Below are 19192 nucleotides of genomic sequence, written 5' to 3'. Positions count from 1 at the left end.
ACCGTTGATACAGACCGTTCTCAGATATCATCACGAGTAAAACCGACCACAATTTCAAGCGTGTTGCGAATAACGTCACAGGCATCAGGCTCTGGCGTAATTTCAAGAGCGTGAATAAGTTGCAGGATAATCTCTTTATTAGAAAGATTATCGCCGGTCAGCATAATGCAGCGGATGGCAGAGCCTAATACTTCAACCTCACCGCTGAGATGCGTTCCCGCATTCAGGAAATGTTCTGCCAGTCCTTTATCGTGCAGTGCTTCAAAATTGTACGTCTGCTGCCTAAGCGCTTTACTCATGGTGGTCACCGTGTCGGTTAAAATTAGTGTTTCTTGTCTGGGGCCAGAAGCGTGGTTTTGCTGAAGAGAGAGCGCATGCGGCCGATGTCATAATCCCCTATGACCCTTCCTCGATCCTGCGATACGCCGGTTACGCGCTGGCGCACTTCATCTTCAGCAGCAACCAATGCATTTTTACGTTCGTCATTTGATTCAACGGTAGCCATTGCCCGGAGGCGACTGGCAAGAGACGCAAAGGTAATCGGCCCGTTCTCTTTCAGGATTGATAAAACGGCCTCACCAATCAGGTCATCTTTAAGTCGTTCAAATTTAGTTCTATGCATAGCTTCAATCTCACTCTGCTACACGCGGCAGGCTGTAGCATGGGGTTAGTCATCGCGTTCGATATAGCTATTCTCGCTCAGCGTGCCTAACTTAGTAAGTTAAAAAACAGTGTTCAGGTTAACGCTCGAAGAAAAGGGCGATCAGACCGTTATAGTGTGCTTTCTCAACGTCGGAATTTGACTCCTCAATCCGGCGTAAGAGCTTTGTACAAATTGTCATTCTGCTCAGTTGTACATTTTCTTTAATGATTTCACTGACAATGGCGCCGAGCGTTTCCTGCTGTGTTGGCACGTTATCTTTGTTGAAATACAACGTGATAGCGCTTTCTGCTGTAGAGGGAGCATGGTTGCGACGCATAATTTTCCACCGTTAACAAACAATTGTGTAACATCACTGGAATGGAATTTATACTATTTGGTCAAATCTGTACATATAAATTGTACAAGTTTGTTGTACAGAGCGTACGTTTGACCCCAGAACTATCAGAATTAGGGGGGGAAAGGAGAGGGAGAAAGAAAAAGGCCCCGGAGGGCCTGATGTTATTTACGTCCCAGCAAAAGCCCCAGGACGATACCAACCGCACCTGCGGCGATTAAGCCGGTTAGCGGGTTGTTTCTGACGGCTTCAGTGACGTCCGAAACGGCATCGCTGGCCTGGGCCGCGTATTTTTTTGCCGCCCCCTTCACCTGGTGCTTAGGGGAATCAACGAACTCGCCAAACTGCTGCTGCGCAGAGCCGGACAATTCATCGAGTTTGTTTTTGGCTTTATCGCCAGCGTATTGTGCGTTTTTATCAGCGTCGATATCAGACATTCCTGCCTCCTTTTGTTGGTAGATTAAGGATAGTCGCTGATGGGGGAAGTGAGAGATAAACCGCTGAAATCGGCAGCAGATTGCGCATTTTTAGGATATGTCTACCTTTCACTCTCTGACCTTCTACGAAATAATCCCGTATCCTTAATTAACAAAAGTTAATGTCTTAAAGGGGCGCCGGGATATAGGCCGGCCGCGAGCGCGAAATAACGACTCCATACGCAGCGGGAAAGCGAATTATTTCCGACCCTCGCGTTGGCGAAAGGTAGCGTAATAGCCAAGGGAAGCGCTCAGGCACAGCATATAGCCGAACGTTTCGCTACCTTCCTCAACGGCGTTTTTCACTACGCGAATATAGCCATGCTCCAGGATGGCGTGCCATAGCTCCTGCATGCCGAACAGGCGGGAGAAGACCAGCACGCACAGCAGGCCGCTCAGCAGAACGCCGTACCACGGCGATTGTGTATATTTTGCCAGCTGGTCCAGCGTTTCACGATAATGCATTAATGGGCGAATGAGCGCCGCCAGCGCGGTAATAAGGGCGAACCACACCCAGCTGCCGTGAGAAATAAGGTCGAAAAGGGCATCCAGCTCGCGAATTAACATGCTAAGGAAAAAACCTCCCACGAGAATATTGCAGTAGCGCATGGGAACATACAGCTTTGCGAGCCGAAAATGGAGAAACACGATGGCCGCTAATACCGTTTCCTGCATGATTTCGGTCATTGATAATTCAGGGATGTCATGACCAAAAAAGTGCATGTCCACCCAAAGGCAAAGTACGCCAAGTGCGCAGGCGGCCGCTGCGCCAGCGAAGAATAAAAAGCTTTTTAGTACAATCATTAACACCACCATTTTGTTTATCGCGACTATGTTAGGTGACGAAAATGTTATTTCTGTTCACATCGTGCGTTATAAGTGCAAATTTTTAACATTACGAGCTAAATAGCCTCAGCGGTGGAGAACATATGCCGTAAATATCGTCTGTACCGTTTGGAAGGGTTACGCTCAATTCAAATATCTTTCTTATTGTTTACAGATGAGCAACATGCGAGGTAGTATACCCCCCTATAGTAGTGGGGTGCGCTTTTAAATTATTGATGTTATTGGTTTATTTTAGATAATTTTGTTTTCAGGGGCATATTGGGGGCAAACCCTAACTGCTCGTTTAACAGCTCCACCTGCTCACCGTCAAACTCCTTGATCCAGGCTGAATACACACGATACACCATCTCAGCGTCTTCGTGCCCGAGCTGGCTGGCGATGAACGAAGGGTTTGCTCCAGCCGCAAGTGACCAGCATGCGTAAGTGTGTCGTGACTGATACGGCGTGCGTCGGCGAATACCGGCCTTTTTCACCGAGGCATCCCAGCGATCGGTAATTGACTGCGTCGAAAAATAATTACCCGGATTTTTTGTCCCCAGGCGCGGCAGAAACACAAAACGCTTCCTCTGTACTTCAGACTTACCATACTCCCTGAAATGCTGAACGATCTCCGTTTCCGGCAGATGGCCAGTGAGGTTATATTGTGCACGCAGCGCATCAAGCGCAGGAGCGAGAAGGGTGATTATTCGATCACCAGCCTTAGTCTTGGGCGGTACAAAATCACCCTGGCCGGTCAGGTTGCGCTGGATATGAACCTTTCCTGCATCAAGATCAACATCATCCCACGACAGTGCCGCAATCTCACCGTGACGGGGGCCGGCACCGATGGCGAACTGCCACATGTTTTTGTCCTGACCCGTCAGGGCCAGCATCATCGTGGCGTACTCATCACGCTGTAATGGATCCGGTTTCTTACGGTCCTTGTGCAGCTTTGTGATGTGCTCAAACGGTTTATCGGTGATGAATCGGCTACGGTGAGCAAAGCGCAGGATCTGACAGGTCAGTGAAATATAGTCGTTAACCGTATTCACACTGCGGCCAGTCTTTTTCCTCTTGTTGCCCTCAGAGTAAAAGCTTTCTCCCCGCAACAGCTCCTTTCTGTACTGCATCATGTCGCTGTGAGTAATATCGGAAATTAGCGTGTTACCTCCGATGACCTTATTCATCGTCCTGAGCTGCGCCTTAATTCGCGTCATGGTGTTTCTTGAAACATCCTCTTCCTTGGCATCCAGCCAGAGTTCGGTAAGTTCGTCCCAGGTATAAGCAACACGCGTAGAGGTAAATTTCTTGATGCTTTTCGACTCAGGGAAGCGCCGAGCGTAATCGAATTCACCCAGCTGTATTTCACTTACGATGAGCGCGCGCAGGTTTCCCGCTTTTTTGATATTTGCAGGAGTGACCATCCAGCCCTTCAGCACTTCACGGCAGCGTTTGCCGCGAAAGGTGAAAGTTAACCGGATCTTTCCATTGTGAATTTCAACACCTGTTGGGAAGGTCATTACAGCTCCTGCACTAACTGATTTATGCGAGGGTAGTTGTACCATAGCAAGCCACGCTTAGTTTCTCCTCCGTTCATTGCCTGTCGCTTGAAGTGGACGCCTTCCAGCCATGGCCCGCTGCGGAGTGCTTTAATCTGGCGCTCTGTCAGGCCTGTAAGCGCTGTTAGTTCGGCCTCAACAACCCATTCTTTATTAAAAACGATCTGCGGCATGAGTCACCCCATGACCGACCAGCAATTTATCGCTGGTCGGGTATCAAAACTGAATTACGAAAATCACTTAATATCGAGAAAGCAGAAGCTCCAGCACCTTACGCGCCTTTGACTGAACCCGCGTCAAAGCAATCACTAACTTTCAGTTTCCAATATTAAGAATTAAATCAATTTTTACTGTTGACCCTTGCGTAACCTTAAAAAGTAACGAGCCGCAAAAAGGGCAGTTGGAAAACGTATCCCACGTTTCACCTTCCGGCGCTTCGGTGGTTTGTAACTTCTCAATGCATTTAGGGCACTTATAAGCGATAAGCTTTGTCTCGTTCAGTTCTGCCGTATAGAGCCAGCGGCGGTAAGTAACTAAACGTTCTTTCTCTACCTTGTTCATACTGCGGCCCTGCTGCGCTGTGCTTCGATATCGCGCTGTTCGTTGATGATTTCCACTACCTCATTCAATAACTCGCCAGAAAGGGTAATAGCGCCGCTCTCGTTGATTCCGGCAAGGGTGATCAGCTCAACCAGACGGCGGGCTTTCTTCACGCTAATTTCAGGGGCTATTACGCTGCGGGTAACTTTCTTCTTTCCAGCTGCTGCGGCTACGGCTTTATCCTGCTCAAGCACTTCACCAGCTTTTTCACCGAACTCTTTTACGCGTGCAATAGCTGCACCTGCTGTTACTTCACCAGCCTGTACTTTCTGCTTCACGTCATGATTCGCGCCAGCCAGGGTAAGCAGGTTACGAACGGTCGGTTCTGACTTGTTCACCAGTGCGGCTATTTCTGCCACAGACTGATTGAATGCTGATGCCAGCTCTTTTACCACCGCGGCCTGTTCCAGCTCGGAAAGGCTTAACTGGTTATTGGAGGTCAGGATCCGGGCGAGGCGTTCTTTGTCATCGCCAACGAACTGGACGATGTGGATTTTGTTTACCGGCTTTCCTGCTTCGCGGCAGCGCTCATAGCAACGGTGTCGGCGGTGACCCTCTACAATCCACACGCCACCTTCATCACGAGAAATCACTTCAAGAGGTGGTACGCTGCCGCCATTCATCAGGAACTGGAAAAGGTCGTCATCAGCCTGGCGTGTACGTTCATCATCAAGTCGCTTGTTAAAGCCTGGTTTGACGTGAATATCATCCAGATGGATAAACATGCCATTGTCAGTGCGGGAGATAACGCCGCCGCGTGTCATTTGTCGAAAAGAGTTAGCCATTATTTTTCACCTCACGTCCGTAATAATTTCCTCGCAACGTTGCAATTACTTTTACATTCGCCCATTTAAAACTTTTGCTAAACAAAAGAGGGCGCACTTTGAAAACAGACTTACCGCGTGTTAGTAGAGACATTTTTCTTTCTCAGATTCCGACGATTAGATAACGCAGCGACTATTTTCTTTGTATAGTCAGGTGCAGAATCCAAAGACTGCTTGCGCGGATATCTTAAATCGTCATTTGTTTCTTCGATGATTTCGTTTCTGAATACGAACATATAAGCTCCCGAAACAGGCCGCTTAGCGGCCCTGTGTTTCATCGAACAGAAAGAGATTCAGGCCCACGTTCTACCTGAGCGCCAGGCACTTTGTTTAAAAGCTCCTCTGGCACCTGTTCACCTTTTTCGCGTAAATCTTCAATGGCTTTTAACGCATCAGTCAGGATCTGTTTAATTTTATCCTTCTGTATGTCGTGAATAACCTCTGTTCTGGACTCCACAAATTCATCAGGAATTAAATCTTCATCGAAAATCTTTAAAGATATCGCCCCTTTTTTAACTGAATAGGTATGAAGAGTTGATTTAAACTGCTTACGGCCAGAGGCTTGCAAACACTCCAGTAAATACTGGCGAAGACTTCCGGCCTGACGTTGCCAGTGTTTTGCTCTTTCGGCTAAACGGGCCGCCTCTTTCTTACATGCTTCCTGTTTAGCATCGAAATCTTTAATAACTGACATCGTGGCATCAAATTTGTCTTCAATCATGCCTTCGATACCTTCAAGGGTATCAGCAAGGGTTTGCGAATCTATATCGCCGCTTTCGCCGAGGGCAAGAACTTTGCTTATTTCGTTTGCTAAATCAATAGTGCGGTTACTCATGCTTTTTCCTCCAGCTTAGAAAGGCACTCGCCTTTAATATCTTCCAGGCGGCGTAAACGGCCCTCCAGATAATTGACGTATTCTTTATCGTTAATATCTTTGGCGGCTTTTAAGTGAATGCTCACGGCTCGCGTCAGGCTGCTCGCAATCTTTGAGACTTCATTTTGAGAGACAGCTTTACGCATGGTTTCAACGTTCTGTTTAAACCGCTCGTCAAGTTCTTCACGGATGCGCGTTGAATCATCAGCTCTGTCAGTGGCATCCTTCAGACCATGTTCAATAACGCTTTCGGCCCTGTATACAGCATCGCCATACAGACCCAGCCAAACATCGGCGCAGAAGCCCAGGCCGGAAAGACATTTTTTGATCGCGTCGGTCAGCGATTTTTTATGAACTTCGGTATCGCACTGAATACCGTGCTTAGTTGACTGTCGATAAGGGGTAGAGCCGAAGTTCTCAACGATCCCTTTCTTGCCGTCTTTGATGTACCAAAGATGGATTTTGATGTAGTGGTTCAGCTCGAACAATAACGAGCCATCTGCATCGCGCAGGATGCGCTTTCCGACAAATTTTGTACCTTCGAAGATTTTCTCTGTAAGCGGTGCGCCTTCAATCATCTTGTCTTCAACGATTTCCCAGCCCCAGCCAATACCAACGGGACCGAATTTTTCGGTGGCTCGCATGATCATGTATTGCGAGTTGATAGCGGTTCCACCAAACCCAATATCACTCATATCTTTCGTGTAACGCGGATTAGTGCGCATCACGTCTTTCCACATGGAAAGGTTTTCGCTGTCGCCCAGCTCTTTCTCCAGCTCGTCAGCACGGAGAGTGAATGTTGGTTCTTCACTACTTACCGCTGGTGCTGCTGGTGCTGTAGAGCCAGCTGTATCTGATACAGGAGTCTCTGGGAGATTTTCCTGAGAGGTTCCTGGAGGCTGCTGTTCAGACATGAGTCCATCAATGGAGAATCGACCCGCGCCGTGATTGGTAATTTCAGGCTCATTACCTGCGCCTGAGTTATCAGCAGGGGCCGCAGGGGCTTCGTATGTGCCGTTTTTACGCGCTAAATATTCGTCCTGGCTAATTTCCTTTCCACCATCAGCCAGCGCTTTTTCGAGCCCTGGAAGCTTGTTAGCGCGTCCTACTTTCACACCATCTGCAAAGAGGTAATAGAACGGGCCCGTACGCTCTACCTGTGGCGCAGTTTCCAGCGGCCCCGCTGCTGACCCGTCTGCATTGTGTTCCGGTTCCACTGCGCCAGCCTTTGACGCTGCATCGTCCAGTGGGCCAGTTGTGCCCGTTTTGTTCTGTTCGGTCTCATTGCTTTTTCCCTCTTCGGTTTTCGATGTGCCACAGGCGATGGCCAGCATTTCAGCGGACGGGTTGGCGTGGTCAGTTTCGGTAAACGTGCGGTTGATATGTGCCTGAATAGAGCCGGCAGTTTTGTCGATATCTTCAGGCGAGATTTTCACGCTGTAGATAATCTGGACGGTTGAGTATTCGTAAATGCCAATCGTCGCGCTCATTGCTGCAAACCATGCAGGGAAGGGTTTCTCTTTCAGCTTGATGATGTCGCGGGCACGATTAACAATGCTCGCCGGAGGATTGAGGATGTCGAAATCCATCGCCTTAGCAACCAGGCCCAGGGCAATATTGCGCTTTAAAGATTCTTCATCCTGAAGGTGAACAGGAGCCGGATTTTGCACACGGATTTTTTCAGCCGCGGCTTTCTCGCGAGCGATATCCACCACCGATTTTGACGAACCGGTTTGTTTGCGCTCTCCATCCTGCCTTTTTTGCCAGGCTGCAATTTCTTTCTGGATCTCAGGCCATTTCGCAGAGTGATCGCATTTGGCACCGACCCAGCCGATGACGTGCTGAATGCGCTCGGGGTACATATTGGCGATTTCAGGCATCTTGCTGATAGCCTCAACAACATGACCTTCGAAAGTGTTCGCCTCGTCCTGGGTAAGTTCCAGCGCGGCAGGGAGATCCGCTTTAGTGATCTCGGTAGAGTCGTACTTCACCAGAACGGCAATTTTGGTAACGGTGGAGAGCTTGTCGAAATTGACCTTTTCAGCCTGTCGTTTCACAGGGTGGCCGACGTCTTCAGGCCAGTCGTATTCGTAAAGGAATTCTTCATTCCATGTTCCGCGAGAAGGACGACCAGGAACATCTGGAGTGTCTTCACACACAAGGATTTTAAATGCTGCATCCTGAGCATGTTCATACTCTTCCAGGAAGATAAAGTTCGCTTTAGCTTTAGCGCGTTCAATATCCTTAGCATTGAAGGCGGTAGCGACACGCTTAATACCTGCCTTTTCTGATTCTTCATCGGGGAAATATCCTGCGATGAAAATTCTCTGGTCAGTCATTGTTATCTCCTTCTTTTACGGATTCAAAAGTTTCGGTTAATTTCTTTAAAACGTTGTCGGGCAAAACATGCTCAAGGTTTTTGCGGTCGCAGAGTTTCACCTGACCGATTGCAAAAATGATTAAATCCTCAGTGGATAAATAACCATTCGCCACTAAATCCATGACCATCTTTTTCATTGCGCTGGGGGCAATGCTGATAACTGCTTCCTCGCCGTTAACGAGGGCTAATTTCTTAAACACCAGAGTAATATCCATCTGCATACCTCTATTTATCAGGCTGACCACTAACTAATGGTCACTCGGATAAATGCCCCGCCTTAACGGGGCTGAATAAATCAGAGTGATTTAGCTCGCTTGGCGATATCCGCCAGCAGTAACAGAGGCAGAAGCTGAGTAATAGAAGGTTGAACATTTTCAGTTTCAGCGATAGATATAAGTTTGAGCTTGAAGCCGGTACGGTTATTGAAAAGAGCTTTCGCCGCGCAGCTCGCACAGCACGCTTCCTTCAGTTCGCCTTCAGCCGTGAAAGGAGTAACGAAGGTGCGCTTATCAGAATCGCGGTCGATGGTATTGAAAGCGATATAACCCAGCTGTTCATCGCCGCAGGTTAAAGACAGCACTTTACAATTATCGGTAGAAACTAACAGCTCAGTATTGAATGCTACGGTAAATTCGTGGTTCATATTTAACTCCAAAAAAGTGTGTGGGAATCCCTGCCATAATTAATGGCATACGTAATGGTTCTGTTTAACTAAATATCGTCGTCTTTATCTTCTGTGAATAACCTGAAGCCAAAAATAACAATTAGATAAAAGACGACAGCTAAGGGTGCATAAGCCTTTAAAAACAATTTTATGATTTGCCAGTCCATTGAATATCCTTTGGGTAATTGCCTAGAGGTTCGCCCCTGGCATCCAACAGAACATCTACGAAGCAATCTTTTAAACACTTACTCCCGCGTAAAGTTGAAATAACGAGTTTGCCGCGGGTGTTAGCTCCTGCTGTCCAGGTTAGCCCTTCATGCCTGATTAACATCCCAGGGCGAATACATGAACGAATTACTTCTTGGGTGCCGTAGTGTTGTCCAGTCATTAAATTTTTCCTTCATTTCTATCAACCTGAAAAAAAGTGATTGCGGTTGATAAAGACCAGTAATTCTCTTCGAGATATTTTTTCGCTGTTGCCCTGTCTTGGCCTGTCAGGGCAATAAATAAATCGGTTAATTTGTTATTGCTCAAGGCTCAGGCCTCAGAGACAACCATCACACCGTCTGAATATGAAAGAGTGCGTGAAGGCATGGAGGTAAACAAAACATCGCTCTCGACAGGCTGGTAACCTTCCATATCGGCATTGCGGAAACCTGCTTTAAACCATTCCCCGTTTTTGCTGGTACGGATAAACCGAACATCGCATGAGCTATCCAGAGCCAGCTGTACGCCGTCATTACGCTGGAAGATGGAGCAGGTGACGGGAGCTGCATATTGCTCCGCATCAATTCGCAGGGCTTCAGCGTGTAATTCCTCGCGTTCTCTGTACATCCTTTACGCCACAGATACCAGGTAGTTGATATCGTTAAAACCATCACGGTAAAGGCATCCTCCGGCAGCATCACCAGCTTCAACTACCTCGCCAGGCTTAGCCAGTTTGGTGATGATGTGTAACGCAAGTTCGATTCCTACATTCATTTCCAGAGCTTCAGCGTGGGCCTCTTCAACATCCAGAACGCGGGTAAGAGCTGCGTTAAGTTCGCGGGTCTGCTGTTCAACGGTCTGAGCTGCATGCGGGTTTGGTTCAACGTATTCATCAAGCTGATCAGCGCAGCGGAGCAGGTCGGCCACCAGCTGAGATTTACGGGTGTAGCCCGTAGTTGGAAAATCGTAAATGCACCAGAAGCCAGCTTGTTTAACGCACTCATTCCAGTTGTTGATGATTGCGGTGATAGTGCGCTTGTCACCTTTGGTGATGCTTTCTGCTTCACTGCGGGCTGTACGTGCTAAGCCGACTGCGTTTTGTTTGCTCATTTCCAATCTCCGTTTGTTTTGCCCTTTAGCCAGGCTGGCTGAACGTTTTGCTGATAACACTGTGCGTGTTTCGATGTGGAAAGGTTAGCCATAGCTAACAATTAGATCAAGAGAAAAATGTTCGCTATAGCTAACATTTTGTACGTGAGAAAATATCTGTTTGTTTTTTAGAGCTTTATTTTTTTTGAGTGCGGCGTCGGGCTATAAGCATTTCTTCGAAGAGTTTATTGAAGTTCTCAACCCTGCCTCTCATTTCACCCAAAAGAGCTTCTTGCTCAGACTCAGGCAGGGCATTGAAGAGATCTAATAACTCAGTTTGACGTTCATCGAGAGGGGCATCGGTGAGAACTGGAGGCTCAGGAGTCCGGCTGTCATCGCCGAAGAGAATCCATGTAGGTGTGCATTGGAGAACCTTAGTTAGTGCAAAGAGGTTTTTACCTGTCGGTTCGCTATCATCCCTTTCCCATTGTGAAACGGAGACATGCGAAATTTTCAACGCTTTAGCTAGAGTGCGCTGAGTATATTTTAGTTCTTTGCGACGCGCTCTGATCCGCTCGCCAATCGTAAGGTTTGTCATATCCATAGTTAGCTAATGCTAAATCTTATTGACTACGTTTTTGTTAACTTCTATCTTGTTAGCTATGGCTAACATTTTGGAATGATTAATGTATACGAAAGATGCGCTCCATTTTTTTGGAACAAAAACAAATCTGGCTCGTGCTGCTGGAGTAAGAATCTCCTCTCTGTACAAATGGGGGGATCTGGTTCCAGAAGGACGAGCAACGCGATTACAAACGGCATCGGGCGGGGAATTACAGTATGACCCAGCTATTTATGATGCTCATGCTAAAGCAAAGCGAAACGGAAAACTGAAGCATGAAAATCACTCCGACGGTTGAACAAATATCCGCTGGCGTTGAGTCATGGGCGCATGAGGCTGGCTGGAAAACAGTAGGCGTTCGCTTCGCTGATGAATATCAACGCAGGGGGGGCGGAAAACTAATACCACCAGCTACGGACGAGCAGGGCATACGCAACGCTAAACAACGCGTAAAGCGCATCTTCAGCTTAGGTGGGCCTCGTTACGTCAAGATGGCAGCAGAGCTATCAGACGTCGCTTTGCGAGCCATGCCAACACGCAAGCGCATAGAACTGGAAGAACCTCATTCGCCTGAACTGGCTAAAGCGAAAGTCATGGAGTCGTTCGGTGCGGCTATGTCGGCTGTTGCGGTCAGATGCCCCACAGCAACAGTGAAGCTGAACAGGCTTATCGACGAGCTTCAGGCGTTGATTCCAATAGCAGAATTACTGATGTCAGTTTGAGTGGCGGGATCACCCGTAATGATTTCGCAGGAGTAGCAGTATGAGTATGTCCTTGATGGTTCAGGCCATGAAAGCAAGGGTGGGAAATCCGCTCCGTAAGCTGGTGCTGATAAAGCTCGCAGATAACGCCAGTGATACGGGGGAATGTTGGCCGGCAGTGGCAACGATAGCTTATGAATGCGAGATATCTTCTCGCTCAGTTCAGACACATATCCGGCAACTCGTGAAGGATGGATTTGTTCGTGTTGAAGAGCGAAGAGATTCGAGCGGCGTTAACCGATCCAATATCTATCACCTGACCTTTAACAATGAGGGTGAAAATCCTGCACCCTATCAGAAACAGGCTCAAAAGCAGGGTGCAGGAGCTGCACCCTATGGTGCAAATGGTGCAGGGTGGGAGGGTGAAGGAGCTGCACCCCCTGGTGCAAATGGTGCAGGGGGGGAGGGTGCAGGAGATTCACCCAGAATCAGTCAGTTATTAGATCCAGTCAAAGAACCTAAAACCCCCCTTAATCCCCCCAAGGGGAATTTGGCGAAGCCAAAATTCGATCCTCTCGCGGTTGAACTTCCTGATTGGCTCTCCTGCGCGTTATGGGTTGAGTGGGTGGAGTATCGCAAGGCATTACGTAAGCCAATAAAAACTCCTCAGGGTGCTAAAGGCTCGATCAGGGAGCTGGAGAGATATCGAAGCCAGGGCATTCCGCCTGAAGTGGTCATTCGTCACAGCATCGCTCGGGAGTATCAGGGGTTATACCCGCCAAACAATTTCAACATGGCTCAGACGAGCCGACCTGACATTACCAGCGTTTCAAAACCAGATAGCTCAATTCCTGACGGCTTCACGGGGTGAACATGCGCGATATGGCTGATGTGTTAAAACGGCTTCAGAAAATTGTTCCTGCCGGAGTACAGCCCAAGTTCTCCAGTGCTGAGGAGCTTATGGCATGGCAACAGGAGGAGGCGCGCAAGCACTCAGAAAAGCTGAACCAGGAGAACAGCCGTACCAGGTTAGAAAAGACATTTGGGCGCTCGGGCATTCGTGAACGTTATCAAAACTGCACGTTCAAAAATTATTCGGTAGAGAATGATGGCCAGCGCAAAGCGTTGTCTTATGCAAAGTCTTGGCTGAACAATTTCGGATCCGGTTGCGCTTGTTTCGTTTTCAGTGGCAGCCCTGGGACGGGTAAAAACCATCTTGCTGCAGCGATAGGAAATGCTCTCCTTGCTCAGCACAAAAGCGTTCTGATTATTACCGTTGCTGACCTAATGACTGAGTTCAAAGCGGGGTTCAGTGGTGGAAAAACAGAGGCCCAACTGATGGAGCAGATGTCTCGCGTCGATTTGCTTGTTCTCGATGAAGTTGGCGTTCAGATGTACTCACAATACGAAAAGGTCATATTGCATCAGGTTATTGATCGACGTACGGCGATGCTAAAATCGGTTGGGATTCTGACCAATCTGAAAGAAGCGGAATTGACTCAGGCCATAGGTGAGAGGGCACTTGATCGCCTTCGTATGGGGTGTGGGTTGTGGGTAAATTTTGACTGGAGAAGCTATCGAGGAAGTATTCATTCTTAGTCAACACTGACGTTGCCTAAATAAGCAACGTCATGGCTGAGTTATGCATACAATAACTAATAAACAAATCAATCTGTTTGTTTGCTATTTAATTTTGCTTCTGAATAAATCCCCCATTTTTTATTTAGTCTTTTTTGGACAAGGTTATAAATGGATGGCAATGTTGTCGGGGCTTTTTCAATAGCGGAGTTATAATCTAGCATCAAAAGTAAAGCATCAGACTCAGGATATCCTTTTGCTGATATTGACTCCACTCTGGTGAATATCTCCTCAATGCAAGTGGCTGCGTTCTTATAAGAAAGAAATAACCCAAGTGCGTCCGTTGAAATAATGAAAACCATTAAGGCTATCATGGAGCGGGATATAAATATTAAACTTTCAATGTCAAAAATAGTAATTGCGGCACCAGTTACTAAAAACATTAAAATTACAAAAATAAATAACAGAAATCCCATTGCCCTTGCGCTAGCTTTCTGTAAGTAACATGTCCAATAGGAAGATTCTTCAATCATGTCAACTAATCGTTTATATCCAGGTTTTTCACGGGTCGCGAAATGGTCCTCTTCTCGACGTAATGTTCCTTTTTCAATATCAACGTTGAATTTGTCTCTAATGCGAAGGTTCTGACCAGCTGATGGTATGGCATTCAAGCCACTAATCAATAGTACCGCACGTCTGGCTTGGTCTCCTGCAGAACGATGTCTTTGTTGGTTTTGGCTTATGAAAAACCAACTCAGCATAAGTATAAAACCGAACATTGCGAACCAGAACAATACTTCATTTTTATTGAAATAGACAGAAATTGCAGCAAGAGATGATATCAAAAACTGGTGTCCCATCATGCAGATCTGTAAGCGCTCTGCTTTGTCTGACTCAGATCTTTGATAGCTTAGAAGCCTATTTACACCAAATTCACTCTCAACTTCTCGCAATCTATTCTCGATAAATTCTTTTTTTCCTGCCATATAACTTTTAATATCATTCTTATGAGTGCTAGCTAACAATTTTTTAAGGTTGGCATATTTTATGGAGAATTCACTGTCGACTTTTAATTCATTTTTAAAAATTAACATGTCTCTAGCCCATTGTCGATGAGGTTCACAGATGTGGATATGGTATTTATGTGATTCATCAATGTATTTTGTCAAATAGTACCTGGGTGTATCATCACATTTTTCATTAACCTTATACCCTAGTTTTCTTAGTTCATTAACTATTTTATCAATGTCACCCCATTCACAAAGTGATATTAGGATGTCAATAATTGGTTTTCCGCAAAGGCCATTTACTGATGTAGAACCGACGTGATCGATGTATACGGTTGACGGTTTAATGGCATTTTTTATTTTTTCTGCCTCTTCTAGGAACTGATTTGCCCAAGCGGGATTATGTTCACTAATTAAAATTTTATTCACCAACAACTCCAGTCCATGAAAATATATTAAATCGGTCCAACTCTACATTACCTACTTCTTGGCCATGTTAAGGAGTTAATGTAAAATCGCACTACAAAAAAAAAGCGTTATCTAACATGATATTACGCTCAGCATTTCAATCCAACAAAAGATTGATGGTTCGATACCCTGTTCGACGTGGTTTGCGCTTGAATCACGCAGCTGATACTTCTTTTAATATGTGATACCTACCAAAAAGAGTAGGGTACCTAAAGTGCTTCTTAGCTTTAAAAAGAGAAAGCTTTTTATACCGTGTATCAATAAGTTGTTAGGCCTGATTATAAAATAGGCAACTAAATTAATAGCTTAATCTTGGTCAAAAATTAGCTTTTATGACTGGAAATTATAACTGTATGTGTATACAGTGTTTTCATCTCGTGAGTTAAGAGACGTAAAGAGAATTGGCTGATCAGTCAGAACTTATAGAAATTCAAAGTCAGGACGCGCGAGGAAGACAAAGGGACAACCTCTGAGAGAACAGGAGATAAGCGGGTGTACATTCCAGATCATCTAATATTGGGTATACACGACAGCACTAGGTCACTGGTTATTCGCAGAAATCGAGATGGTTCCTTCAAAGATGGGTTTGTGATGCGTCCTGACGAGTTTGTAGCTAGCTTGGCGCTGGTGGATGAGGCGCGCAAGCTTGTTGCACCTGAAGAGCGTCAAGGGGATGACGACTAATAGTCTTTTGATTTATAATAGCAATCGGGTCTGAACAACCCTGCTGAAACACTGTGCCACCGGAGAGAACGATGGCACGGATTATACAACTCTTTAAATCTTCACCCACGACCCTGACCACGGCTACGCCCGAGGCCAGCGATTTTTTACAGCGTATCAAAATCGGCGTGTGGCTTAACTGCGACGTTAAGCAAGCCAGAAACTACCTCTTCCATAAGCGCTTCTTCGCTCTGCTCAATCTTGGGTTCGAATACTGGACACCCACAGGCGGGGCGATTACCCCTGCGGAAAAAGAATACCTTCACGGTTACGTGCGTTACCTGATCTCGATGGCCGGTAATGACGATCTCCTTTTAGAAACTGAGAAGGTGTACAACGAAACCCACGGGCAGTGGCGAACGAAAGAGGCGGCAATTACCAAATCGTTCGAAGCCTTCAGAAAGTGGGCCGTTGTTGAGGCTGGTTTCTTCGATACCTTCATCCTCCCTGATAACACCATTCGCCGAGAGGCAAAATCGATCTCGTTTTCCAACATGACGGAGGCCGAGTTTTTCCAGGTCTACAAAGCAGTTTTTAACGTCCTGTGGAACACCATTTTCTTTAAAAAATTCCGCAACTATCAGGAAGCCGACAACGTAGCCATGCAGCTGCTGGAGTTCGCTGCATGAAAAAGGTTGATCGCATTCATCTTCAGAAAGTGGCGGACCTGGGTTGTGTTGTTTGTCGCAATCTTGGCTTCGGTTACTCACCTGCTGAAATCCATCATCTGCGAAAGGGCTGTGGTGCTGGGCAACGTTCAGCACACAAGCGCTCAATTCCACTATGCCCACCTCACCACCGTAACGGTGGCTATGGAGTTGCTATCCACTCAGGACAACGTAAGTGGGAAGAAAACTACGGAAGTGAAGAAGCCCTGCTTGAGCAGGTTAATAGAGAGCTAGCAGGGGAGTTTACAGCATGAACGCGCAGCAACTGGAATATGTACGCATTCAATTACGCGCTGCGCTGGCCGATGACTCAGGTGGCACCAAAGGGCAACTGGAGGCGTTCGCCGAGCATCCACCAGCTGATAAGAACAGGAGCCCGCGCCAGCAGGTGCACGTTGTGGAACTCGATAACGGTCGCGGAGGTGTCCGTCGAGTTAAAGCTGAAAATAGCGCTCTCTACGTCCTGGAGACGCGCAGCCGTCGTCGCCCTATGCCGCCTATAAAGGATCAGGCGTTCTCATTGTGTGCTTGGCGTAGAGCCGTTCTAAGACTCGATGCCCCGCAGCAAGCATGGATTAATTACTGCTACGGATATGATTTACGCTACTGCTATCAGATAGAAATTTGTAAATACATTTGGGGAAAATACGAAAAAGAACTCAATGGCGTTAAGCTTCAAAATAGAGTTAAGCGTCATATGGTTTCTCTCGTTTGGCTGGCTGTACAAGATTTAGCCGCAAAGAACAGGAATGAGTTGTATAAAGAATATGCAGCAACAGCATTGGCAAATCTTCTATCGGTACATCGTGATACATGGTATCAAACTTATGCCACCCCTTGGAAAGAGCTAAAGAAAATAACTGAGTTGCTTGATTTCGATACCTTGAATAAAGTCAATATATACGTTTCAAATTAGTTGTCTAAATCGCGATAGCACTAGTATGTGCTATCGCATTATTTCATAACTCAACTCTAATAAGCTGATACTTCCCCTCGTCGAGTCTATTTTTATAGATTCTTGTCATGGGTATGTTACTTTTCACATACTCCTTGGCTAATTCTATATTTTCTTCAGTGCTATTACACCCCAGCGTAATGGATTTTATGCATTCTTTAGGTAATTGGAATAATCCTTTCTCGTCTAGACTATCCTTGTGACATATCGATCGATATTCTTGCTCATAACTCCATTCTCTTTGTTTTATGCTGGTTAGGGTATGATAGAAATTTTCCTTCTGTTTATTAAAAAGTTTACCATTGAAACCTAATACAGTATTGAAACACATGCTTGGGTATTTTTTCTGATATTTTACTTTTTTCACGCCTTTAATAAGGTTTGTGTCAGGATCTATTTTATTTAGATCTAATTCAAACATGATTCCTTTATGGTTTTCGGTGTAATGCCCCCACATTAGTGGATGATTAAAACTCTTGCTTAGACATAAAATTCTGATTTGACTCTCTACACTTGCATATGCGAGCTTACTAAAATCAATAGAGTTCAAATATACTTGTTGTATGTGTTCTGATGATTTTGCATGGTTTAATATATTACGCTCTAGTTCAAAAAATACATCGCGTGGAGGTTTTTTGTTATTATTAGCTAGTGTTGAATTTATTGTGTTTTCGAGAGCGATGAATTCTCTTAATAAAGCGGCCTGTGAATTGTTTAGTTTTGTAATATCTAGCTCTGGTGGGAGTTTGAAATAACCTTTTATTGTCGCTGTCAAGGCAGCAATCCTAACTACTGTGTTTAAATCCCTTGAAATAGTAAAGCGAGACTCGAAAGGGTCATTAAACTCATTGATTGAAGACCATTTAAATTTCTGATTCTGGATTGAACGCAATCCATTTTTAATACTTGAGTATTTGTATAAAATTGGGAGTCCCATATTTAGTCCGTTAGATATAGTTGAAAAAGCATCGTGTGTAGGAGAGGCTGTCTTTGGTTGGTTTGTACCTATGAACTATACATTCTAATACAACCGCCTCTTGTTGCTAATGTTACATACAACCGGATCGGGAGTCGAGTCACCTTACATGAGTCTAGATAGCATCTTGCAAAACCCGACACTTTATGCCATATTTAAGGCCAATTTTGATAGATTGCCTAAGTTACATAAACCCGCCGCCTGCGGGTTTTTTTACAGCCAAATTTCAGGAAAGCACATTACGCCGTCCAACTAACCTGGAGTGGTTTGTTGGGTAGTGTGCTCCCCTGTTTTTGGGTTTCTAAACGCTAATTATTATCAACCTAATCTGCTGACATGATGTTTTTCATCTCATTCATAGCGTAAATAACCCAAAAGCCTTCTGACTTTTTCTTCAGGCAAAAAGCATGTCTATCAGTTGTAGTTAGCCACTCAGATAGATCATCAACAAATAAGACATGTAGAGCGCGTTCAAGCTGACACTCAGTATCATTCTCTGATTTAGCTGGTAAGAACTCAGGAACGTTGAAAGTTAACCTTTTTGGGGCTGGTTCTATGAAGTTGATAAAAACCACACCTATTGCGCACAAAGTAAGCACTATAGAAGTAAATAGGATGAAAATGAACGCACGAGCGCCTTCCGTGTATCGTCTTGACATTGGACCTCCTGTGTCCGCACAGCCTGGCAGATATACCCACATAATTAAAATTGGTATTGCAGATCAATTTTTGCTGATTGATCGTTATCACCGATCGATGATGACGGTTAAGGCTAACCAGATGGCATTGATATGAGAGCACATTACGCCGTCCAACTAGCTGGGGTGGTTTGTTGGGTAGTGTGCTCCCCTGTACATCAAAAATTTGCTGTGTTGTGCAGTGAACATGCCGATTGGTACGCAAAAATCAAAAAAAGCGTATCAAAGGTCCTAAAATGCGTTACGATTATCGCTATTAGCGATACAAGTTGTATGATTTTTGTATCATTGTTGCATTTT

28 protein-coding genes are annotated in these 19192 nt (G+C 45.7%); 8 read left to right on the top strand and 20 right to left on the bottom strand.

Features of this window, described 5'->3' with window-relative positions; genetic code table 11:
- Window positions 1–20 precede the first annotated feature (20 nt).
- From OWK27_RS01080 to OWK27_RS01000, 17 genes are all read right to left on the bottom strand, one after another.
- Window positions 21–299 carry a biofilm development regulator YmgB/AriR family protein gene (locus OWK27_RS01080; protein WP_148419484.1) on the bottom strand — a complete coding sequence of 93 codons (279 nt, stop codon included), beginning with the start codon at window positions 297–299 and terminating at the stop codon, window positions 21–23.
- Window positions 300–322: 23 nt separating this feature from the next.
- On the bottom strand, window positions 323–622 hold the full coding sequence (locus tag OWK27_RS01075) for a hypothetical protein (protein WP_148419485.1): 300 nt from the start codon (window positions 620–622) through the stop codon (window positions 323–325).
- A gap of 118 nt (window positions 623–740) precedes the next feature.
- Entirely contained in the window at window positions 741–980 is a 240-nt protein-coding gene (gene ycgZ / locus OWK27_RS01070) for a regulatory protein YcgZ (protein WP_193355075.1), read from the bottom strand.
- 182 nt (window positions 981–1162) lie between these two features.
- Window positions 1163–1435, bottom strand: coding sequence for a DUF883 family protein (locus OWK27_RS01065; RefSeq protein WP_148419487.1), 273 nt, complete (start codon window positions 1433–1435; stop codon window positions 1163–1165).
- A gap of 237 nt (window positions 1436–1672) precedes the next feature.
- Entirely contained in the window at window positions 1673–2278 is a 606-nt protein-coding gene (locus OWK27_RS01060; protein WP_267589605.1) for a transporter, read from the bottom strand.
- A gap of 260 nt (window positions 2279–2538) precedes the next feature.
- Window positions 2539–3819, bottom strand: a complete 1281-nt coding sequence (locus OWK27_RS01055; RefSeq protein WP_267589604.1) for a site-specific integrase — start codon at window positions 3817–3819, stop codon at window positions 2539–2541.
- Window positions 3819–4031 (bottom strand): excisionase family protein, encoded by a 213-nt coding sequence (xisR, locus tag OWK27_RS01050; RefSeq protein WP_063439464.1) that lies wholly within the window; start codon window positions 4029–4031, stop codon window positions 3819–3821. Before xisR ends, OWK27_RS01055 begins: the two co-directional genes overlap by 1 nt.
- A gap of 142 nt (window positions 4032–4173) precedes the next feature.
- The gene (locus OWK27_RS01045; RefSeq protein WP_267589603.1) at window positions 4174–4419 is read right to left on the bottom strand and encodes a hypothetical protein; all 246 of its coding nucleotides are present in this window, start codon (window positions 4417–4419) and stop codon (window positions 4174–4176) included.
- Window positions 4416–5243 carry a ParB/RepB/Spo0J family partition protein gene (locus tag OWK27_RS01040; RefSeq protein ID WP_267589602.1) on the bottom strand — a complete coding sequence of 276 codons (828 nt, stop codon included), beginning with the start codon at window positions 5241–5243 and terminating at the stop codon, window positions 4416–4418. The genes OWK27_RS01045 and OWK27_RS01040 overlap by 4 nt, the downstream gene beginning before the upstream one ends.
- A 313-nt stretch (window positions 5244–5556) precedes the next feature.
- Window positions 5557–6117: a siphovirus Gp157 family protein gene (locus OWK27_RS01035; protein WP_267589601.1), complete on the bottom strand. Its 561-nt coding sequence runs from the start codon at window positions 6115–6117 to the stop codon at window positions 5557–5559.
- A complete protein-coding gene (locus tag OWK27_RS01030; RefSeq protein ID WP_267589600.1) occupies window positions 6114–8495 on the bottom strand; it encodes an exodeoxyribonuclease VIII in 2382 nt (793 codons plus the stop codon). The genes OWK27_RS01035 and OWK27_RS01030 overlap by 4 nt, the downstream gene beginning before the upstream one ends.
- Entirely contained in the window at window positions 8488–8751 is a 264-nt protein-coding gene (locus tag OWK27_RS01025; RefSeq protein ID WP_267589599.1) for a hypothetical protein, read from the bottom strand. The genes OWK27_RS01030 and OWK27_RS01025 overlap by 8 nt, the downstream gene beginning before the upstream one ends.
- A gap of 80 nt (window positions 8752–8831) precedes the next feature.
- Window positions 8832–9179, bottom strand: a complete 348-nt coding sequence (locus OWK27_RS01020) for a hypothetical protein (RefSeq protein ID WP_232944630.1) — start codon at window positions 9177–9179, stop codon at window positions 8832–8834.
- A 408-nt stretch (window positions 9180–9587) separates the two neighbouring features.
- Window positions 9588–9734, bottom strand: a complete 147-nt coding sequence (locus OWK27_RS01015) for a hypothetical protein (protein ID WP_267589598.1) — start codon at window positions 9732–9734, stop codon at window positions 9588–9590.
- A 3-nt stretch (window positions 9735–9737) separates the two neighbouring features.
- Window positions 9738–10034 (bottom strand): hypothetical protein, encoded by a 297-nt coding sequence (locus tag OWK27_RS01010; RefSeq protein WP_267589597.1) that lies wholly within the window; start codon window positions 10032–10034, stop codon window positions 9738–9740.
- A 3-nt stretch (window positions 10035–10037) separates the two neighbouring features.
- Complete coding sequence (locus OWK27_RS01005) at window positions 10038–10517, bottom strand: hypothetical protein (protein ID WP_267589596.1); 480 nt, start codon at window positions 10515–10517, stop codon at window positions 10038–10040.
- A gap of 175 nt (window positions 10518–10692) precedes the next feature.
- A complete protein-coding gene (locus tag OWK27_RS01000; protein ID WP_324291162.1) occupies window positions 10693–11094 on the bottom strand; it encodes a helix-turn-helix domain-containing protein in 402 nt (133 codons plus the stop codon).
- An 88-nt stretch (window positions 11095–11182) separates the two neighbouring features.
- Between OWK27_RS01000 and OWK27_RS00995 the strand changes: the two genes are divergently transcribed.
- Genes OWK27_RS00995 through OWK27_RS00980 form a run of 4 tightly spaced genes read left to right on the top strand, consistent with a single transcriptional unit; the run spans window position 11183 to window position 13418 of the window.
- The gene (locus tag OWK27_RS00995) at window positions 11183–11416 is read left to right on the top strand and encodes a Cro/CI family transcriptional regulator (protein ID WP_102890647.1); all 234 of its coding nucleotides are present in this window, start codon (window positions 11183–11185) and stop codon (window positions 11414–11416) included.
- The gene (locus OWK27_RS00990; protein ID WP_232944634.1) at window positions 11394–11840 is read left to right on the top strand and encodes a hypothetical protein; all 447 of its coding nucleotides are present in this window, start codon (window positions 11394–11396) and stop codon (window positions 11838–11840) included. The genes OWK27_RS00995 and OWK27_RS00990 overlap by 23 nt, the downstream gene beginning before the upstream one ends.
- 40 nt (window positions 11841–11880) lie before the next feature.
- On the top strand, window positions 11881–12690 hold the full coding sequence (locus tag OWK27_RS00985) for a helix-turn-helix domain-containing protein (protein ID WP_267589594.1): 810 nt from the start codon (window positions 11881–11883) through the stop codon (window positions 12688–12690).
- A gap of 2 nt (window positions 12691–12692) precedes the next feature.
- The gene (locus OWK27_RS00980) at window positions 12693–13418 is read left to right on the top strand and encodes an ATP-binding protein (RefSeq protein ID WP_267589593.1); all 726 of its coding nucleotides are present in this window, start codon (window positions 12693–12695) and stop codon (window positions 13416–13418) included.
- Between the two features lie 68 nt (window positions 13419–13486).
- Here OWK27_RS00980 and OWK27_RS00975 read toward each other — a convergent pair whose 3' ends face one another.
- Window positions 13487–14833 carry a GrpB family protein gene (locus OWK27_RS00975; protein WP_267589592.1) on the bottom strand — a complete coding sequence of 449 codons (1347 nt, stop codon included), beginning with the start codon at window positions 14831–14833 and terminating at the stop codon, window positions 13487–13489.
- 531 nt (window positions 14834–15364) lie between these two features.
- On the opposite strand from OWK27_RS00975, the gene OWK27_RS00970 reads away from it, so the two are divergent.
- The 4 genes from OWK27_RS00970 (at window position 15365) to OWK27_RS00955 (ending at window position 17179) form a co-directional block, all read left to right on the top strand.
- Window positions 15365–15556: a hypothetical protein gene (locus tag OWK27_RS00970; protein WP_196350030.1), complete on the top strand. Its 192-nt coding sequence runs from the start codon at window positions 15365–15367 to the stop codon at window positions 15554–15556.
- 71 nt (window positions 15557–15627) lie between these two features.
- Window positions 15628–16224, top strand: coding sequence for a DUF1367 family protein (locus tag OWK27_RS00965; protein WP_267589591.1), 597 nt, complete (start codon window positions 15628–15630; stop codon window positions 16222–16224).
- Complete coding sequence (locus OWK27_RS00960) at window positions 16221–16517, top strand: Ref family recombination enhancement nuclease (RefSeq protein ID WP_267589590.1); 297 nt, start codon at window positions 16221–16223, stop codon at window positions 16515–16517. Before OWK27_RS00965 ends, OWK27_RS00960 begins: the two co-directional genes overlap by 4 nt.
- The gene (locus OWK27_RS00955; RefSeq protein ID WP_267589589.1) at window positions 16514–17179 is read left to right on the top strand and encodes a bacteriophage antitermination protein Q; all 666 of its coding nucleotides are present in this window, start codon (window positions 16514–16516) and stop codon (window positions 17177–17179) included. The genes OWK27_RS00960 and OWK27_RS00955 overlap by 4 nt, the downstream gene beginning before the upstream one ends.
- Before the next feature lie 43 nt (window positions 17180–17222).
- On the opposite strand, the gene OWK27_RS00950 is transcribed toward OWK27_RS00955, so the two are convergent.
- Entirely contained in the window at window positions 17223–18155 is a 933-nt protein-coding gene (locus OWK27_RS00950) for a DUF2971 domain-containing protein (protein WP_267589588.1), read from the bottom strand.
- Window positions 18156–18517: 362 nt separating this feature from the next.
- Window positions 18518–18853 carry a hypothetical protein gene (locus OWK27_RS00945; protein WP_267589587.1) on the bottom strand — a complete coding sequence of 112 codons (336 nt, stop codon included), beginning with the start codon at window positions 18851–18853 and terminating at the stop codon, window positions 18518–18520.
- Window positions 18854–19192: the final 339 nt, after the last annotated feature.

This window comes from Enterobacter cloacae complex sp. 2022EL-00788 (assembly GCF_026627565.1).
In the GTDB taxonomy this organism is placed as follows: Bacteria; Pseudomonadota; Gammaproteobacteria; order Enterobacterales; family Enterobacteriaceae; genus Enterobacter; species Enterobacter pasteurii.
The sequence above is the reverse complement of the archived record's forward strand: the minus strand, read 5'-3'. Positions and strand labels throughout refer to the sequence as shown.

What these genes read in the sequence shown, in the direction of transcription:
- OWK27_RS01080 (WP_148419484.1), bottom strand. Translation starts at nt 299, where the DNA reads ATGAGTAAAGCGCTTAGGCAGCAGACGTACAATTTTGAAGCACTGCAC.
- OWK27_RS01075 (WP_148419485.1), bottom strand. Translation starts at nt 622, where the DNA reads ATGCATAGAACTAAATTTGAACGACTTAAAGATGACCTGATTGGTGAG.
- ycgZ (WP_193355075.1), bottom strand. Translation starts at nt 980, where the DNA reads ATGCGTCGCAACCATGCTCCCTCTACAGCAGAAAGCGCTATCACGTTG.
- OWK27_RS01065 (WP_148419487.1), bottom strand. Translation starts at nt 1,435, where the DNA reads ATGTCTGATATCGACGCTGATAAAAACGCACAATACGCTGGCGATAAA.
- OWK27_RS01060 (WP_267589605.1), bottom strand. Translation starts at nt 2,278, where the DNA reads ATGATTGTACTAAAAAGCTTTTTATTCTTCGCTGGCGCAGCGGCCGCC.
- OWK27_RS01055 (WP_267589604.1), bottom strand. Translation starts at nt 3,819, where the DNA reads ATGACCTTCCCAACAGGTGTTGAAATTCACAATGGAAAGATCCGGTTA.
- xisR (WP_063439464.1), bottom strand. Translation starts at nt 4,031, where the DNA reads ATGCCGCAGATCGTTTTTAATAAAGAATGGGTTGTTGAGGCCGAACTA.
- OWK27_RS01045 (WP_267589603.1), bottom strand. Translation starts at nt 4,419, where the DNA reads ATGAACAAGGTAGAGAAAGAACGTTTAGTTACTTACCGCCGCTGGCTC.
- OWK27_RS01040 (WP_267589602.1), bottom strand. Translation starts at nt 5,243, where the DNA reads ATGGCTAACTCTTTTCGACAAATGACACGCGGCGGCGTTATCTCCCGC.
- OWK27_RS01035 (WP_267589601.1), bottom strand. Translation starts at nt 6,117, where the DNA reads ATGAGTAACCGCACTATTGATTTAGCAAACGAAATAAGCAAAGTTCTT.
- OWK27_RS01030 (WP_267589600.1), bottom strand. Translation starts at nt 8,495, where the DNA reads ATGACTGACCAGAGAATTTTCATCGCAGGATATTTCCCCGATGAAGAA.
- OWK27_RS01025 (WP_267589599.1), bottom strand. Translation starts at nt 8,751, where the DNA reads ATGGATATTACTCTGGTGTTTAAGAAATTAGCCCTCGTTAACGGCGAG.
- OWK27_RS01020 (WP_232944630.1), bottom strand. Translation starts at nt 9,179, where the DNA reads ATGAACCACGAATTTACCGTAGCATTCAATACTGAGCTGTTAGTTTCT.
- OWK27_RS01010 (WP_267589597.1), bottom strand. Translation starts at nt 10,034, where the DNA reads ATGTACAGAGAACGCGAGGAATTACACGCTGAAGCCCTGCGAATTGAT.
- OWK27_RS01005 (WP_267589596.1), bottom strand. Translation starts at nt 10,517, where the DNA reads ATGAGCAAACAAAACGCAGTCGGCTTAGCACGTACAGCCCGCAGTGAA.
- OWK27_RS01000 (WP_324291162.1), bottom strand. Translation starts at nt 11,094, where the DNA reads ATGACAAACCTTACGATTGGCGAGCGGATCAGAGCGCGTCGCAAAGAA.
- OWK27_RS00995 (WP_102890647.1), top strand. Translation starts at nt 11,183, where the DNA reads ATGTATACGAAAGATGCGCTCCATTTTTTTGGAACAAAAACAAATCTG.
- OWK27_RS00990 (WP_232944634.1), top strand. Translation starts at nt 11,394, where the DNA reads ATGAAAATCACTCCGACGGTTGAACAAATATCCGCTGGCGTTGAGTCA.
- OWK27_RS00985 (WP_267589594.1), top strand. Translation starts at nt 11,881, where the DNA reads ATGAGTATGTCCTTGATGGTTCAGGCCATGAAAGCAAGGGTGGGAAAT.
- OWK27_RS00980 (WP_267589593.1), top strand. Translation starts at nt 12,693, where the DNA reads ATGCGCGATATGGCTGATGTGTTAAAACGGCTTCAGAAAATTGTTCCT.
- OWK27_RS00965 (WP_267589591.1), top strand. Translation starts at nt 15,628, where the DNA reads ATGGCACGGATTATACAACTCTTTAAATCTTCACCCACGACCCTGACC.
- OWK27_RS00960 (WP_267589590.1), top strand. Translation starts at nt 16,221, where the DNA reads ATGAAAAAGGTTGATCGCATTCATCTTCAGAAAGTGGCGGACCTGGGT.
- OWK27_RS00955 (WP_267589589.1), top strand. Translation starts at nt 16,514, where the DNA reads ATGAACGCGCAGCAACTGGAATATGTACGCATTCAATTACGCGCTGCG.
- OWK27_RS00950 (WP_267589588.1), bottom strand. Translation starts at nt 18,155, where the DNA reads ATGGGACTCCCAATTTTATACAAATACTCAAGTATTAAAAATGGATTG.
- OWK27_RS00945 (WP_267589587.1), bottom strand. Translation starts at nt 18,853, where the DNA reads ATGTCAAGACGATACACGGAAGGCGCTCGTGCGTTCATTTTCATCCTA.